The organism is Azospirillum sp. TSH20, from assembly GCF_003115935.1.
Classification (GTDB): Bacteria; Pseudomonadota; Alphaproteobacteria; order Azospirillales; family Azospirillaceae; genus Azospirillum.
Genome location: NZ_LGQU01000109.1, coordinates 1 through 14,833, shown reverse-complemented (window position 1 = coordinate 14,833; position 14,833 = coordinate 1). Strand labels below are relative to the sequence as shown.

Here is a 14,833-nt window from a genome sequence, read left to right as displayed (position 1 = left end):
TGATCCTTCGTTTCGACAAGAGCGTCGATGCGAAAGAAACAGCCACCCAGGCGCCGCGGTTCCGATCAGCGTTGGTCCAGCTTGATTTCGATGCGGCGGTTCTTCGCCAGCGCCTCGTCCGATGTGCCGGGGTCGATGGGCTGGAACTCGCCGAAAGCTGCGGCGGCCAGCCGTTCGGGCGGAATGCCCTGGTCGATCAGGAACTTGACCACCGAGATGGCGCGGGCGGACGACAGTTCCCAGTTGGAGGCGAACTGGAAGCGCACCGGCTTGATGTCGGTGTGGCCATCCACCCGCAGAACCCAATTGATGTCGGATGGGATCGCCTTGCCGATCTCGAGCAGGGTGCGGGCGAGGTCGGCCAGCCGTTGCTTGCCGGCCTCCTCCAGCGTCGCCGAGCCGGACGGGAACAGCAGTTCCGACTGGAAGACGAAGCGGTCGCCGACGATCTTCACATCCGGCCGGTTGCCCAGCGCCTCGCGGACGCGGCCGAAGAACTCCGACTTGTAGCGCGCGAGGTCCTGAACCTTGGCGGCGAGCGCCTGATTGAGCCGGGCGCCAAGCTCCGCGATCTGCACCTTCTGCTCGGCCGAGGACTTTTCCGACGCTTCCAACGCCGCGCCGATGCGGGCGAGCTGTTCACGCAGGGCCAGAAGCTGCTGGTTCAGCAGGTCGATCTGCTGCTTGCTCTTGGTCCCCTCCGCCTTCTCGCCGGTGAGGGAAGCCATCAGGTCGCGGATGCGCAGGTCGCGCTGGTCGATATCCTTCTGGGCTTGGCTGCGGCTATCGGCCAGCTGCGATTCCAGCGCCTTCAGCCGGATGTCGCGCTGGTCGATCTCCTTCTGCGCCAGCATCGTCTTCTCGGTGGCGGAGGTCAGTTCCGACTCCAGCGCCTTGGCGCGGTCGCGGGTGGTGCCGAGTTCGGCCAACAGGGCTTGGCGTTGCTGTTCGGTCAGCTTGGCGGCGGCGACGGCGGCGGCAAACTCGCCCTCCAGCTTCTGCCGGGCCTCACGCAACGCCTTGATGTCGTTCTGAAGGCTGAGGATTTCCTTCAGCTTCAGGTCGAGCGTCTCGCGGTCGACGCGGACGGTGCGCTGCAGCTCCTCCAGCGTGCGGGCGGTGCGGTCGCGGTCCTCCTGAAGCTGGCTCAGCGACAGGGTCATGTCGTCACGGGCGGCGACGGAGGTCTGCAATTCGGTCGACAGTTGGGTGATGTTGACGCGCAGGTCGGCGTTGGCATCCCGCTCCATCGCCAGCAGGTCGTTCATCTCCGCGATCTTACGGTTCAGCGCGGTCAGCTGCTCGTCCCGGCCGGTCAGGGCGGTGGCGAGGTAGAACTGCGCCACGACGAAGACCATCAGCAGGAAGATGACGACCATCACCAGCGACGACAGGGCGTCGACCCAGCCGGGCCAGGCGCTGGCGTCGCGGTGGCCGTTGCGGCGGCTGATGCTGGCCATGGGAACTCCCGGCGTTGGCCTACGGTGTCAGAGTGTCAGCGCTGCTGCTGGTCGGCTTCTTCGGCCAACGCGGCGATGGTGCGGGCCAGCAGCTTGATCTCGCTGCGGATCTCCTGCACCGCCTGGACGCGGCCGTTGGAGGATTCCTCGACGATGCGGGCGAGATAGATGTCCATGTTGCGCAGATGCTGGCGCGAGGCATCGTCGAAGCCGCCACCCGCGTTCTCCGCCAACCGGTCGAGCAGGCCCTTCACTTCCAGCTGGTTCTCGCCCAGCCGCAGGAGGAGCTGCTGCTCGGCGCGCATGTGGTCGGTCAGGCTCGACAGCCGTTCGGTCAGCGCCATCAGGTTGGCGTTGGCGGCGCGTCGGCCCTCCTCGGCGGTGGCGACGGTGCGCTGCAGGGAGTCCAGGTTCTCGGCGGTCTGTTCCAGCAGGGCGGTCAGATAGGCGGAGGCGGCGTGGTCGCCCGATTCGAGCCCGCCGGCGGCGCCGCTCGACAGGCGGGTGGCGCTGGACAGCCAATCCTCAAGGTCCTGGAAGAACCGGTTGTGGGCCTGGCTGGCCTGGAGTTCCAGGAAGCCCAGCACCAGTGAACCGGCAAGGCCGAACAGCGAGGAGGAGAAGGCGGTGCCCATGCCGACCAGCGGCGCTTCCAGCCCCTGCTGGAGGTGGGAGAACATGGTGCCGACGTCGCCGCCCTGGACCGACAGGCTGCCGATGACGCCACCCACCGACTGGACCGTGTGGAGCAGGCCCCAGAAGGTGCCGAGCAGACCGAGGAAGATCAGCAGGCCGATCAGGTAGCGCGACAGCTCCCTCGATTCGTCGAGGCGTGAGGCGATGCCGTCGAGCAGCGAGCGCATCGACAGCGCCGACAGCGTCAGCCGGCCGCGCCGTTCGCCCAGCATGCGCGCCATCGGCGCCAGCAGCACCGGCTCCTGCAAGGAGGCGGGGGCGACCCCGCTCTGGTACTGCTCCAGCCAAGCCACTTCGGGGCGGAGCATCAGGACTTGCCGGAAGATGAAGGCGATGCCGGCGAGCAGAGTCGCCAGGATGACGCCGTTCAGCGGCGCGTTGTTGAGGAAGGCCGAGCGCAGGGCGGGGAACAGCAGGCCAGTCACCGCGCCGACCACCACCAGGAACAGGATCATCCGGGTCAGGAACCGCTCCGGGCGTGTCATGAGGGCGGATACCTCCAGCGGTCGGGTCGTCGGGGTTGTGGCGGTCATGATGCTCCGAAGGGGTGTTCCGATCAGACCTCGCGCACGGGTTGGGCGCTATTCATTCAGAAAGACTGCATCGATCCGGTCGGGCGGCCCACCTCCGTCGTCCAGGCCCAATGCGCGGACATCGACGCGGGTGCTGCGGATCCCGAAGGCCGTCAGCCGCTCGCGCAACGCCAACGCCCGGGCCAGTGCCAGCTGCCGCGCCTCGCGCGCCGTGTCGGCGGTGCCGCTGGCGTAGGAGCGCAGCTGGAGCCTCGCGGTGTCGCTGGCGCGCAGCCGTTCGACGATCCGGTCGACCACGGCGTCTGCCGCATCCGGCAGATTGGTGGCGCCGACAGGGAACACAAGGCTCAAAACGCTCGAAGGTGGCAGGTTAGCCGCAGGGGGTGCCGCTTCCGGGGGAGGGGGCAGCGCGGCGGTGTTGGTTCGCGGTGCGGTCGGCGGCTGACCGGGCGCCGGGGCAACGGGTGTTTGGGCGGCAGGTGCCTGGACAGCGGGTTGCTGCGGCTGGGCCGCCGTCGGCGCCGTCGTCGGAGCAGTCGTCGGAGCAGTCGTCGGAGCCGGCTCGGTCCGGGCGGTGGCGCGGGGCGCCGGCTGGGCCGGGCCTTCCGTCAGGACGGGCGGAGGCGGGGCCTCCAGCGGCTGCGGCAGGACGAGTCGCGGCGGCGCCTTGACCGGTGGCGGGGTGCGCAGATTGGGGCGGGGCGGCACGGACAGCGGAACTGCGTTTTCCAACGTCAGTCCGGCGGAAGACTGTGCCGGGCCGTTGGCCGGAGCCGCCGCCGACAGGACAGCCGGAAAGAGCGTCCAGACCGCGCACAGCGCGGCGGCGGCAAGGTGCTTGCGGTCGGCGTGTCCCCAGCGGCCCAAAACGATGTGTCCCGTTAAACCTTTGTCCTGCAAACCATAGCCTATCGATCGCTCCAGCCACAACCACCCATCCGCCTGTCCCGTACGGGAAGGCGGAGGATGGGCAGGGCAGGGGTCAGCCCTTGGCGGACTTCAACAGGCGGGCAACCGGGACCTGGAGATGGCTGTTGGCGGCGAGCACGTTGCCGGTGAAGACCGGGTTGCGGCCGCCCTCGATCTCACCGACGAAACCGCCGGCTTCGGTGACCATCAGCACGCCGGCGGCGCAGTCCCAGGGGGCCAGGCCGCGTTCCCAATAGGCGTCGAACCGGCCGGCGGCGGTGTAGGCGAGGTCGAGCGAGGCGGCGCCGAAGCGGCGGATGCCCGCGACCTCCTTCATCACCGCTTCCTGTTCCTTCAGGAAGGTGGCGTGGTCGCCGCGGCCCTTGAAGGGAATGCCGGTGGCGATCACGCAATCCTCCAGCTTGCGGCGTTCGGAAACGCGCAGGCGGGTGTGATTGACGTAGGCGCCCACCCCCTTCTCGGCCCAGAACAGCTGGTCGCCGATGGGGGCGTAGATCACGCCGGCGACGATCTCGCCATTGCGCTCGGCGGCGATGGAGATCGCCCAGTGCGGCAGGCCGTGCAGGAAGTTGGTGGTGCCGTCGAGCGGATCGACGATCCAGCGCGCCTCGGCATCGCTGCCCTTGGACGCGCCGCTCTCCTCCATCAGGAAACCGAATTCGGGCCGCGCCTTCTGCAGTTCCTCGCGCAGGGTGCGTTCGGCCTTCAGATCGGCGGCGGACACGAAGTCCGCAGGCCCCTTGCGCGACACCTGGAGGTGTTCGACCTCGCCGAAGTCGCGGACGAGACCGCGGGCTGCCTTTTCGGCGGCGCGGACCATGACGTTGATGAGAGCGGAGCGGGTGGCCATGGGTGTTGGTGTACCGTTTCGTGCAGGAACCAGAAAACAATACACCGGCCTCCGCGCATGGCGAAGACCGGTGATGGCAGAACCGACCTGGGAAGGATCAGTCCTTCGCGCGCTCGACGTATTCGCCGGTGGCGGTATCGACGACGACGCGGGTCCCGGCCTCGATGTGCGGCGGAACCAGGATCGACACGCCGTTCTCCAGCTTGGCCGGCTTGTAGGAGGAAGAGGCCGTCTGGCCCTTCACCACCGGGTCGGATTCGGTGATCAGCAGCGTGACCTTGCCGGGGATCTCGACGCCCAGCGGCGAGCCTTCGTGGCTCTGCACCGTGACTTCCATGCCGTCCTGCAGGAAGACGGCCGGCTCGCCGATGATGTCGCGGGGGATGGCGACCTGTTCGAAGCTTTCCTTATCCATGAAGGTGAAGCTGTCACCTTCTGCGAAGAGGAAGGTCATCTCATGCTCGTCCAGGCGAGCGCGCTCAACGGTCTCCTGGGTGCGGAACCGCTCGATCGACTTGTTGCCGGTGCGAACGTCCTTCATTTCCAGCTGGATGAAGGCGCCGCCCTTGCCAGGCTGCACGATGGCGGTTTTGGTGATGACCCAGAGCTTACCGTTGTGCTCCAGCACATGGCCGGGGCGCATCGTGTTGGCATTGACCTTCATGGCGTACTCGTGAATTCCAGAATCAGGGCGGCGCGGACCCTACCAGCTTGACCGCCCATAGGCAACGGCGCGGAACGCTAATGGCGGGTGATCCGGGCGATTGGCGGGCGATTCTTCGCCAAAGCGGGGCCGGTGGTTTAGAATAGCTCCAACAATGAGACGTTTGGAACGTTTTTGCCGACCCTGTTCAGTGTTCCATCCGTCCCATCCGCGCCGTTCGGCGGCGATTGGGCGAGTTTACCACGGGAGGCCGCTGTGACCAATGCCAAGCCGACTTGAGTACGCCGCCCGTGGGTGCTCTGATGCGCCTGCACCCCTTTCGACCGTCCATCAAGAGCGCGCCCTTCATGTCCGCCCCGATCCGATCCACCTCGATTCCTTCCGGCGACCTTCCCCCCTGGCATCCCGAGGCGCTGGCCCGCCGCCGTCCCTATCTGGCGGTGCGCGGCCGGGTGCTGAACGCCGTCCGTCGCGTGTTCGAGGAGTTGGCCTTCGTCGAGGTCGACACGCCGGCCCTGCAGGTCTCGCCGGGGATGGAGCCGCATCTCCAGGCCTTCGCCACCGAGCTGCAGGGGCCGCATCCGGACGACCGCCGGCGGCTGTACCTGCACACCAGTCCCGAATTCGCCATGAAGAAGCTGCTGGTCGCGGGCGTGCCGCGGCTTTGGCAACTGGCGCATGTCTACCGCAACGGCGAGCGGTCGGGGACCCATGCGCCGGAATTCTCGATGCTGGAATGGTATCGCGCCGGAGACGGCTATCGCACGCTGATCGACGATTGCCGGGAGCTGCTGTGCGCCGGCGCCGACGCGGGCGGGCGGCGGACGTTCGGCTTCCGTGGCATGACCTGCGATCCCTTCGCGCCATGGCGGGTGCTGACCGTGCCGGAGGCGTTCCGGGAGTATGCCGGCATCGACTTGATGGCGACCTATGACGGCAGCCACGATCCCGACCCGGCGGCGCTGGCGGCGGAGGCGGCGCGCATCGGCATCGCCCCCCATCACGGCGACCGCTGGGAGGACATCGTCTTCCGCATCATGTTCGACCGCATCGAGCCGCATCTGGGCGAGGGCGTGCCCTGCGTGCTGACCGACTATCCGCTGTGCATGGCGGCGCTGTCGCGGCCGAAGCCGGAAGACCCCCGGCTGGCCGAACGGTTCGAGCTGTATGCCTGCGGGCTGGAACTGGCGAACGCCTTCGGCGAACTGACCGATCCGGCGGTGCAGCGCGCCCGCTTCGAGGCGGACATGGCGTTGAAGGAGCGGCTTTACGGTGAGCGCTTCCCGGTGGACGAGGATTTCCTCGCCGCGCTCGAGCACGGCATGCCGCAGAGCAGTGGCATCGCCATGGGCTTCGACCGGCTGGCGATGCTGTGCAGCGGCGCCGAGAGCATCGAGCAGGTGCTTTGGCTGCCGGTGGCGGGGGTTTAGGGGGAGCAGGTTCCCTCTCCCGTCCCGGGAGAGGGAAGGGGCCCAAGCGTAGCTTGGGAAGGGTGAGGGGTGATCCGAGGATATGAATCCATGTCCGGATCACCCCTCACCCTCCCGCCTTCGGCGGGTCCCTCCCTCTCCCGGGGCGGGAGAGGGCGAGGTTCCCTTAGAACGTGAACTTCGCCTGCAGGCCGATCAGGTCGATGCTGCTCTTGTAGTCCACATTCAGGTTGCCGCGCCCGGCTTCGGCGCCGGTCAGGTCGTCGGTGAGGGCGACCGACGTCTTCGGGATGAAGACGTGCGAATAGGCGGCGTCGACGCGCAGATTGTCGGTGACCTGATAGCCGGCACCGGCCGAGAGCCAGTAGCGGTTCTGTTCTGGAATGCGCGGCGTGCGGTATTCGACACCGACCGTGCCCTTGTCGAAGGCGATACCACCGCGCAGCGTCAGCTTGTCGGTCACCTTGTAGGAGGTGCCGAGCGCGTAATACCAGCTGTCCTTCCAATGCTCTTCCGTGACGGAGCTGAGCGCCGGGTTGGCGATGTTGACGCGCAGTTCCTTGAAGCGCGACCAGTTGGTCCACTGAACGTCGGCCATCACCGCCCAGCGGTCGTTGACCTCGTGGTACAGGCCGATGGAGGCGATGTCCGGCGTGGTCAGGTCGGCGCTGGCGCTCTGGGCGGGCAGGGCGCCGGCGAGCGGGGCCGGCAGGCCGGTGAAGGAGATGCTGCCGGTCAGCGTGTGCTTGACCGCGGAGCGGTAGGCGAGGCCGACGCGGGTGCCCTTCACCGGTTCGATCAGGGCGCCAAGTGTGAAGCCCCAGCCCCAATCGTCACCGGTCACATCGCTCTTGACGTCGAGCGCGCCGGGACGGCCGAGGCGGCTTGCACCGAAGTCGGAGGCCTGCGACAGCTTGGCCTTGGCGTACTGCACCTGGACGCCGCCGCCGATGGTGATCATCGGGTTGATGCGGTAGGACACCGACGGCGCGAAATTGTAGGTGCGCAGGTCGGACCGAATGCCGTGATAGCGGCCGATCCAGCTGTCGCCATAGTCGGTCACCAGACCCCAGGGGCCGTTGGCCGACAGGCCGACCTTCAGGTCGTCGCTGATCGAATAGACGAAGTAACCGGCGGGAACCAGGGCATCCTGCGCGATGTCGCCAGGCGAGGCATTGCCGCTGATCGCAGTGCCGCCCAGGCGCCGGGCGCGGGTGGCGCTGGCGCCGTCGACCTTCGACTTCACAATGACGCCGGTGGCGGTCTGCACCAACTCGGTTCCGGTCACCAGACCCATGGTGGCCGGATTGTAGAACATCGAGCTGGCATCGCCGTTGCCGCCGGCGGTCACGCCGGCATAGGAGGTGCCCTGACCCGATACGCTCTGCTCCTTCAACGCGAAACCGGCGGCAAGCGCGGTCGAGGCGGTCACGAACGGTGCGGTCACCGCGATGGCGGCAGCGGCGGTCAGCAGGCGTGTCTTGAGCGTCGTCGGAGACATGGTTCCTTCCCCAAATTGTGTTATTGACGCAATGATACACAAACTGACGCTTACGTAAAGGGGCGCGCACCACTTTTTGTTGGCTCGGTAAACAATTTTCCGAACTCGGCAGGCAAGCGGCAGGGGGAAAAGTTGCGCACGTACAGGAGAATGCCGCCCGCCGGCCGGGGGTAATCCGGCCGGGGCGCGATGGTGCGGCGAATTGTCGTGGGGGATAACCTAAAGAGGGCCGCCGGGTGACGGCCGTCAGGCGATCCAGGCGGCGGCAGCGGCGAACAGCTCGCGCAGAATGTTGTGCTCGTCGGTCCACACCAGCTTGGCGGTGATGACGATGGAGGCGACCACCAGCATCGGACGCACGACTCGGGCGCCATTGCGGATCACCATGTGGGCGCCGACCTGGGCGCCGATATACTGCCCGACCCCCATCAGCAGCCCGACCGTCCACAACACGTGGCCGCCGACGATGAAGAACAGCAACGAGGCTACATTGCTGGTCAAGTTCAGCACCTTGGTGTGGGCGGTCGCCTTGCGCAGGTTGTGGCCCAGCAGCGAGACGAAGGCGATGGCGAAGAAGGTGCCGGTGCCCGGCCCGAAGAAGCCGTCGTAGAAACCGATGCCGGTGCCGATGCTGAGAGCGAAGGCATGTTCGCCGATGCGCTGGTGGGCGTCGACGTCGCCGGCCTTGGGCGACAGCAGCAGATAGAGGGCGATGCCGATCAGCAGGATCGGGATGACGTCGCGCAGGAATCCGGCGTCCAGCATCTGCACCAGTGTGGCGCCGATGGCGGCGCCGATGAAGGTGCAGAGGATCATTGTGCGCATGGCGCCGGGATGGACCTCGCCGCGGCGGACGAACTTGATGGTGGCGGACAGCGAGCCGAAGCTGGACTGCAGCTTGTTGGTGGCCAGCGCCTCGGCCGGGGACATGCCCGCGGCCAGCAGGGCCGGAATGGTCAGCAGACCGCCGCCCCCGGCGATCGCATCGACGAAGCCGGCCAGCAGGCCGACGGCGAACAGGATGCCCAGCGACTCGGGCGTCAGAAGGTCCATGATCTTGGGGACGTCCAGGTAATCGGCCGGCCTAGCCGGCGAGTGCGGCCTCGATGGCGGCGTTCAGCGCCCGGACTCCGGCGCCGGGACCCTGGGGATGGCCCCAGACGGCGTTGACCACGGCCAGGAAATCGGCGCCCGCGGTGACCAGCGGCGCGCAATTCTCGGCGGTGATGCCGCCGATGGCGACACAGGGGACCTCCATCAGCTCCGACCACCAGCTCAGCAGTTCCGGCTCGGCCTTGTATTCGGCCGTCTTGGTGCTGGTGGGGAAGAATGCGCCGAAAGCGACGTAGTCCGCCCCTTCCTCGCCGGCGATCATGGCGAGATGGCGGCTGTCGTGGCAGGTGACGCCGACGATGGCGTCGTTGCCGACGATCTTGCGGGCATCGCGATAGGGCGTGTCGCTTTGTCCGACATGGACGCCGTCGCAGCCGGCCTCCCGCGCAAGGCGCGGATGGTCATTCAGGATGAAGGCGACCTCACGCTCCTGCGCGATCGGGCGCAGGATGTCGCAGGCGCGGCGGATGTCGTCCTCTGAGCAGTCCTTGAGGCGGAGCTGCACGCAGGCGACGTCGCCGGCATCCAGCGCTTCCTCCAGAAGCGGCGCGAACGCCGCCGGCTCCAGGGCCGGCGGCGTCACGAGGTACAGTCGGCAGGCGGCAGGTTCCGCCTGCGTCGGCTTTCCCTTGGCCAAGTGTTACTCCCGGCCCTGGTAGATCTTCATGATCCGGTCGAGCAGCTTGAGGGCATCCTCGCGCGGGCGCTGGAAGGCGTTGCGGCCGATGATCGAGCCGTTGCCGCCGCCGTCACGGATGGCGCGGGCGTCCTCGAACACCGCGTCCTCGCCCTTGGTGGCGCCGCCGGAGAAGACCACGATGCGGCGGCCGTTGAAGGCGCACTGCATGATGTGCTTCACGCGCTCGGCCTGGGTGCCGATGGCGATCTGCTTCGACTCGTAGACCTTCTTGGCTTCCGGCTGCTCCAGATGGGCCGACGGCAGCTTCACCTTGATGATGTGGGCGCCCAGCAGAGCGGCCATGTGGGCGGCGTAGCCGATCACGTCGATGGCCAGCTCGCCGTCCTTGGTGACGGCGCCGCCGCGCGGGTAGGACCACAGCACGGTGGCGAGGCCGTAGGACTTGGCCTCCTTCGACAGCTCACGGAACTCCTCGTACTGGGAGTACATGGCGTCGGAGCCGGGATAGATGGTGAAGCCGATGGCCGATGCGCCGATGCGCAGCGCGTCCTGGACCGAGGCGGTCACGGCTTGGTCGGCGGCTTCCTTCTGGGTGGACAGCGAGTTGGCGCTGTTCATCTTCAGGATCAGCGGGATCGACCCGGCGAAGGTGCCGGCGCCGGCCTCCAGCGAGCCCAGGGGAGCGGCGTAGGCGTTGCAGCCGGCGTCGATGGCCAGCTGGTAGTGGTAGTGCGGGTCATAGCCCGGCTCGTTCGGGCCGAAGCTGCGGGCCGGACCATGCTCGAAGCCCTGGTCGACCGGCAGGATCACCAGCTTGCCGGTGCCGCCGAGCTTGCCTTCCATCAGGATGCGGGCGAGGTTCGCCTTGGTGCCGGGATTGTCGCTCTCGTAGTTGGCGAGAATGTCTTTGACGCGGCGCGTGAGCTTCATTGTGGCTCTTCCCCTGGGGCATTCTTGGAAATGGCGCCGTCTTAGCCCGGATTGGCCCGCTTTGCAACGGCGGGAGGGGCATAAAGCGGCCATTTGCCACGCCTGAACGGCCTAGGGCCTGCGGCGGGGGAAGCCCGCGGGGGGTGGAACGGCTCGGCCGGAGGGGTTACGGCAGAAGAGAACTGACCACGGTATAGAGGCCGTATCCGGCACCGCCCAGCACCGCCCAGGAGCCGGCGGTCAGCCCGACCCAGACGGCGACCAGCCGCAGGCCGCGCATCTTCTCCGGCCGGGGAGCCGGACTGTTCCCCATCCGGTCGCCCGCCCGGCCGTTTGCGGCCTGCCCCGGATGGTGCGGTTGCGCGATGGTCTGATCCGGCGTGGTCAGGGAGGTGATGCTCATGGGTGGCTCTTCCGGCATCGGAGGGAGGGTGCTGTGTCACAAAAATATCCTAAGGTGACGTTACACCACCTTTGCGCGGTGAGGCTGTGCGAAAAAGCGGTAGTCCGGACCTATCCCCCGGCACGACTTTCGGCCCAACCTTTGGCCTGTGCCAGCCAGTCGCGGCATAGCGCCTCCAGCAGGGCCGGCCGGATGGAGCCATGACCTTCGGCGGCGAGGTCGAGCAGGGGCGGGCAGGCGGTCAGCAGCACGGCGCCGTGGGCTGCGGCGATGGCCGCCAGACGGTCCGCCGCCGCCGTGCCGCCGGTGAACAGCAGGGCCGGCACCCCGGCTGCCAGCGCCCCCTGTGCCTCGCCGGCGCGGTCGCCGCAGTCGAGCAGGCCGGTCACCCCCAGGCCGGGGTGGGCCCGGCGCACCCGTCCGATCAGGCCGAGCAGCCACGGCGCCCCGCCCGCCGGCGGCGCCATCAGGGCGAGGGCGGCACCGGCCGAGTCGGCGGCGGCGGCGGCGGCCAACGCGTCGGCGAGGCCGCGGACAAGGATGGGGCGGAGGAGGGACGGGGGGATTTGCGGGGCGGCGGGCATGGGCGGCGGGGCGGGGCAGGGTGGCGGCTGGGCGGACACTCTAGCGGTGGGGGCGATGGGGCTCCAGCCTTCAGCCGGTTGAGAGAATTGAGGCAGGTCAAACCCTGCGATCGCGGTCCCGGAGTATGGTCAGTCACAACGGACAGCAGGCCGGGGCACCGGCGTCCGTTTCATTGGAATACCTCCCCCGGGAATGCCGCGATGATGGAATACAAGGGTTACAAGGCCCAGATCGACTTCGACAACGACGCGGGCGTCTTTGTCGGCGAGGTCATCAACACCCACGACGGCATCACCTTTTCCGGCCGCTCTGTGGACGAATTGCGCGACTCCTTCCGGCGGGCGGTCGACGATTACCTCGATCTGTCCTGCGATATGGGGGGCGAGGGCGAACAACCCTTCTCCGGACGGCTGGCCATCCGCATCAACCCGATCCTGCACCGCGCCGTCGCCGACTGCGCCGCGCGGGAGGGCAAGAGCGTGTCGGCCTGGATCGCCGAGTGTCTGGGCCGTGCCGCCGGCGTGACCAATGTGAAGGCCGGTTGAGTTTCGCAAAATGCGAAGCAGCTTGCGTGCGAGGGGGCGTGAGTTTGGCGAAACGCTCGGATAGTACGTTCGGCTAATCATAGCGGAGCAATCGCTCCATCCCGTTTTGCGATTGGCATCGTCCTTGCTGTGAAGTCTCCGATCTAAAGGGGGGACTTCCTCATGAGCGGACTGAAACTGACTCTGCGAACGAAGCTGTGGACACTGGTCGCGCTGGCCGGGGCCGTCAGTGTCGCGCTTGCCGCCGCTGCGCTGTGGTTGAACCAGCGCAGCACGCTGGAGGATCGGAAGGAAGCCCTGCGCTCCGTCGTGCAGACCGCTCATGGTCTCGCGACCGGCTATGAGGCCGAGGTCAAGGCCGGCCGGCTGACCCACGATCAGGCGTTCGAGCGCTTCAAGGCCAACATCAACACGATGTTCTACAACGGCAAGGACTATATCTTCGTCCTTGATACCGGCTACCACAGCGTCATCCATCCCGTCCGCCCCGACGTGATCGGCAAGGATCAGCGCGACCAGAAGGACGCCAACGGCGTCTTCTTCACACGCGAGATGGTCGACACCGCCAAGGCCAAGGGCGAGGGCTTCGTCGCCTACAGCTATCCCAAGGCCGGCGGCGACCAGCCCTTCCCCAAGCTCAGCTACGTGAAGATGTTCGAGCCTTGGCAACTGGCCATCGGGACCGGCGTCTATATCGACGATCTGGATGCCCGCTTCTCCCGCAGCCTGTGGACCATGGTGGCCATCGTCGGCGGGCTGGCCCTGCCGGTGGTGGTATTGATCGCGCTGGTCGGCAACTCGATCAGCCGGCGCATCCGCCGCCTGTCCGACGCCATGCGCTCGCTCGCCGACGGCAACCTGTCGGTCACCATCCCGGAGACCGGCAGCGGCGACGAGTTGGGCGACATGGGCCGGGCGGTCCAGGTCTTCCGGGTCAACGCCGAGGCCAGCCGCCGGCTGGAGGCCGAACAGGCAGAGGCCGCGCGCCGGGCGGTGGAGGAGAAGCGGCAGGCGATGGACCGGTTGGCCGCGCAATTCGAGGGGACGGTGGGCGGCATGATCCGCTCGGTCTCCACCACGACCGACGCGCTGGGGCAGAAGGTTCGGGCGATGTCGCACGCCGCGGAGCAGACCAGCCATCTTGCCGGAATCGTGGCGAGCGCCAGCGACGGCACCGCCCTCAATGTGCAGACGGTAGCCGCCGCGTCGGAACAGCTGTCCTGCTCCATCGTCGAGATCGGCCGGCAGGTGTCGGAAGCCAGCCGCGTCGCCGGCGAGGCGGTGGGCATGGCGCAGGAGGCGACCGGCCGCATCGGCAGCCTCGCCGAGGCGGTCGAGCGGATCGGCGCGGTCGTCGGGCTGATCAACTCCATTGCCGGCCAGACCAATCTGCTGGCGCTCAACGCCACCATCGAGGCGGCGCGTGCGGGCGAGGCCGGCAAGGGCTTCGCCGTGGTGGCGAGCGAGGTGAAGGCGCTGGCCAACCAGACGGCCAAGGCCACCGACGAGATCGGCGGCCAGATGAGCGGCATCCAGGCGGTGACCGGTCAGGCGGTGACGGAAATCCAGAAGGTGTCGGCGGTGATCGAGCGGCTGAGCACCATCGCAACGACGATCTCCGCTGCGGTCGACCAGCAGAATGCCGCCACGGCGGAGATCTCCCGCTCGGTCCAGCAGGCGGCATCCGGTACCGGCGAGGTGTCGTCCAGCATCTCCGGCGTCACCGCCGCCTCGGACGAGAGTGGCCGCACCGCCCGCGAACTGGTCGAGGCGCTGGGCAAGCTGACCAGCGAGGCGGCCGGGCTGAACGCGCAGGTCGGCGACTTCCTGGCGACGGTGCGGGCGGCGTGAGGGGAGGCATCGGCTTGCGAATGCCCCCTCCCTACCCCTCCCCCGCTCACGCGGGAGAGGGAACTGCCGCTGAACCCTTGCAAGGCTCCTACCCCCTCTCCCGCGGAACGCGGGGGAGGGATGGGGAGGGGGCCTCGAACCCTGAACTCCGGACAACAAAAAAGGCGCCTCCCTTACGGAAGGCGCCATTTTCTTGCCGAAGCGAGGTTTACTTGGCGTTCGCCATGGCGACGGCGGTGTCGCTCATGCGGTTGGAGAAGCCCCACTCGTTGTCGTACCAGGTCATGATGCGGACGAAGTTGCCGTCGATGACCTTGGTCTCGTTCAGCGCGAAGATCGAGCTGTTCGGGTCATGGTTGAAGTCGGTCGAAACCAGATCTTCGGTGTAGGCGGCCAGCACACCCTTCAGCGGGCCGTTGGCGGCATCGGAGATCGCCTTGGTGATCTCTTCGACCGAGGTGGCGCGCTTGGCGGTGAACTTGAAGTCGACGACCGACACGTTCGGGGTCGGAACGCGCATCGCGGTGCCATCCAGCTTGCCCTTCAACTCCGGCAGCACCTTGCCGACGGCCTTGGCGGCGCCGGTGGAGGTCGGGATCATGTTCAGGGCGGCAGCGCGGGCGCGGTGCAGGTCCTTGTGGTTGGTGTCGACGATCCGCTGGTCACCCGTGTAGGAGTGGATCGTGGTCATGAAGCCCTTCT

General features: G+C 67.5%; 14 protein-coding genes and 1 pseudogene. 3 read left to right on the top strand and 12 right to left on the bottom strand.

Annotated elements, in window-relative coordinates; all coding sequences use genetic code 11:
- Nucleotides 1-65 precede the first annotated feature (65 nt).
- From TSH20_RS26340 to efp, 5 genes are all read right to left on the bottom strand, one after another.
- Complete coding sequence (locus tag TSH20_RS26340; RefSeq protein ID WP_109155484.1) at nt 66-1,460, bottom strand: peptidoglycan -binding protein; 1,395 nt, start codon at nt 1,458-1,460, stop codon at nt 66-68.
- A 35-nt stretch (nt 1,461-1,495) separates the two neighbouring features.
- Nucleotides 1,496-2,689: a flagellar motor protein MotA gene (locus TSH20_RS26335; protein WP_109154969.1), complete on the bottom strand. Its 1,194-nt coding sequence runs from the start codon at nt 2,687-2,689 to the stop codon at nt 1,496-1,498.
- A gap of 48 nt (nt 2,690-2,737) precedes the next feature.
- Nucleotides 2,738-3,556, bottom strand: coding sequence for an OmpA family protein (locus tag TSH20_RS26330; RefSeq protein WP_109155483.1), 819 nt, complete (start codon nt 3,554-3,556; stop codon nt 2,738-2,740).
- Between the two features lie 115 nt (nt 3,557-3,671).
- Nucleotides 3,672-4,469, bottom strand: a complete 798-nt coding sequence (locus TSH20_RS26325) for an inositol monophosphatase family protein (RefSeq protein WP_109155482.1) — start codon at nt 4,467-4,469, stop codon at nt 3,672-3,674.
- A 97-nt stretch (nt 4,470-4,566) separates the two neighbouring features.
- The gene (gene efp / locus TSH20_RS26320) at nt 4,567-5,133 is read right to left on the bottom strand and encodes an elongation factor P (RefSeq protein WP_063634101.1); all 567 of its coding nucleotides are present in this window, start codon (nt 5,131-5,133) and stop codon (nt 4,567-4,569) included.
- Nucleotides 5,134-5,480: 347 nt separating this feature from the next.
- Between efp and epmA the strand changes: the two genes are divergently transcribed.
- Nucleotides 5,481-6,563 carry an EF-P lysine aminoacylase EpmA gene (gene epmA, locus TSH20_RS26315; protein ID WP_109155481.1) on the top strand — a complete coding sequence of 361 codons (1,083 nt, stop codon included), beginning with the start codon at nt 5,481-5,483 and terminating at the stop codon, nt 6,561-6,563.
- Nucleotides 6,564-6,729: 166 nt separating this feature from the next.
- On the opposite strand, the gene TSH20_RS26310 is transcribed toward epmA, so the two are convergent.
- From TSH20_RS26310 to TSH20_RS26285, 6 genes are all read right to left on the bottom strand, one after another.
- Nucleotides 6,730-8,064: an outer membrane protein transport protein gene (locus tag TSH20_RS26310; RefSeq protein ID WP_109155480.1), complete on the bottom strand. Its 1,335-nt coding sequence runs from the start codon at nt 8,062-8,064 to the stop codon at nt 6,730-6,732.
- A gap of 246 nt (nt 8,065-8,310) precedes the next feature.
- A complete protein-coding gene (locus TSH20_RS26305; protein WP_109155479.1) occupies nt 8,311-9,117 on the bottom strand; it encodes a TSUP family transporter in 807 nt (268 codons plus the stop codon).
- Nucleotides 9,118-9,148: 31 nt separating this feature from the next.
- A complete protein-coding gene (gene thiE, locus TSH20_RS26300; protein WP_109155478.1) occupies nt 9,149-9,814 on the bottom strand; it encodes a thiamine phosphate synthase in 666 nt (221 codons plus the stop codon).
- Nucleotides 9,815-9,817: 3 nt separating this feature from the next.
- Nucleotides 9,818-10,747 (bottom strand): class I fructose-bisphosphate aldolase, encoded by a 930-nt coding sequence (locus TSH20_RS26295; protein WP_109155477.1) that lies wholly within the window; start codon nt 10,745-10,747, stop codon nt 9,818-9,820.
- A 166-nt stretch (nt 10,748-10,913) separates the two neighbouring features.
- Nucleotides 10,914-11,150 carry a hypothetical protein gene (locus tag TSH20_RS26290; RefSeq protein WP_247871096.1) on the bottom strand — a complete coding sequence of 79 codons (237 nt, stop codon included), beginning with the start codon at nt 11,148-11,150 and terminating at the stop codon, nt 10,914-10,916.
- A gap of 110 nt (nt 11,151-11,260) precedes the next feature.
- Nucleotides 11,261-11,734 carry a hypothetical protein gene (locus TSH20_RS26285; protein WP_146205323.1) on the bottom strand — a complete coding sequence of 158 codons (474 nt, stop codon included), beginning with the start codon at nt 11,732-11,734 and terminating at the stop codon, nt 11,261-11,263.
- A 201-nt stretch (nt 11,735-11,935) separates the two neighbouring features.
- Here TSH20_RS26285 and TSH20_RS26280 point away from each other — a divergent pair, with 201 nt between their 5' ends.
- Together TSH20_RS26280 and TSH20_RS26275 are read left to right on the top strand one after the other, a co-directional pair.
- On the top strand, nt 11,936-12,280 hold the full coding sequence (locus tag TSH20_RS26280) for a type II toxin-antitoxin system HicB family antitoxin (protein ID WP_085088791.1): 345 nt from the start codon (nt 11,936-11,938) through the stop codon (nt 12,278-12,280).
- A gap of 162 nt (nt 12,281-12,442) precedes the next feature.
- On the top strand, nt 12,443-14,131 hold the full coding sequence (locus tag TSH20_RS26275; protein WP_109156759.1) for a cache domain-containing protein: 1,689 nt from the start codon (nt 12,443-12,445) through the stop codon (nt 14,129-14,131).
- 208 nt (nt 14,132-14,339) lie between these two features.
- Here TSH20_RS26275 and TSH20_RS26270 read toward each other — a convergent pair.
- Nucleotides 14,340-14,833, bottom strand: a pseudogene (locus TSH20_RS26270) (glyceraldehyde-3-phosphate dehydrogenase); the annotation flags it as partial.

What these genes read in the sequence shown, in the direction of transcription:
- TSH20_RS26340 (WP_109155484.1), bottom strand. Translation starts at nt 1,460, where the DNA reads ATGGCCAGCATCAGCCGCCGCAACGGCCACCGCGACGCCAGCGCCTGG.
- TSH20_RS26335 (WP_109154969.1), bottom strand. Translation starts at nt 2,689, where the DNA reads ATGACCGCCACAACCCCGACGACCCGACCGCTGGAGGTATCCGCCCTC.
- TSH20_RS26325 (WP_109155482.1), bottom strand. Translation starts at nt 4,469, where the DNA reads ATGGCCACCCGCTCCGCTCTCATCAACGTCATGGTCCGCGCCGCCGAA.
- efp (WP_063634101.1), bottom strand. Translation starts at nt 5,133, where the DNA reads ATGAAGGTCAATGCCAACACGATGCGCCCCGGCCATGTGCTGGAGCAC.
- epmA (WP_109155481.1), top strand. Translation starts at nt 5,481, where the DNA reads ATGTCCGCCCCGATCCGATCCACCTCGATTCCTTCCGGCGACCTTCCC.
- TSH20_RS26310 (WP_109155480.1), bottom strand. Translation starts at nt 8,064, where the DNA reads ATGTCTCCGACGACGCTCAAGACACGCCTGCTGACCGCCGCTGCCGCC.
- TSH20_RS26305 (WP_109155479.1), bottom strand. Translation starts at nt 9,117, where the DNA reads ATGGACCTTCTGACGCCCGAGTCGCTGGGCATCCTGTTCGCCGTCGGC.
- TSH20_RS26295 (WP_109155477.1), bottom strand. Translation starts at nt 10,747, where the DNA reads ATGAAGCTCACGCGCCGCGTCAAAGACATTCTCGCCAACTACGAGAGC.
- TSH20_RS26290 (WP_247871096.1), bottom strand. Translation starts at nt 11,150, where the DNA reads ATGAGCATCACCTCCCTGACCACGCCGGATCAGACCATCGCGCAACCG.
- TSH20_RS26285 (WP_146205323.1), bottom strand. Translation starts at nt 11,734, where the DNA reads ATGCCCGCCGCCCCGCAAATCCCCCCGTCCCTCCTCCGCCCCATCCTT.
- TSH20_RS26280 (WP_085088791.1), top strand. Translation starts at nt 11,936, where the DNA reads ATGATGGAATACAAGGGTTACAAGGCCCAGATCGACTTCGACAACGAC.
- TSH20_RS26275 (WP_109156759.1), top strand. Translation starts at nt 12,443, where the DNA reads ATGAGCGGACTGAAACTGACTCTGCGAACGAAGCTGTGGACACTGGTC.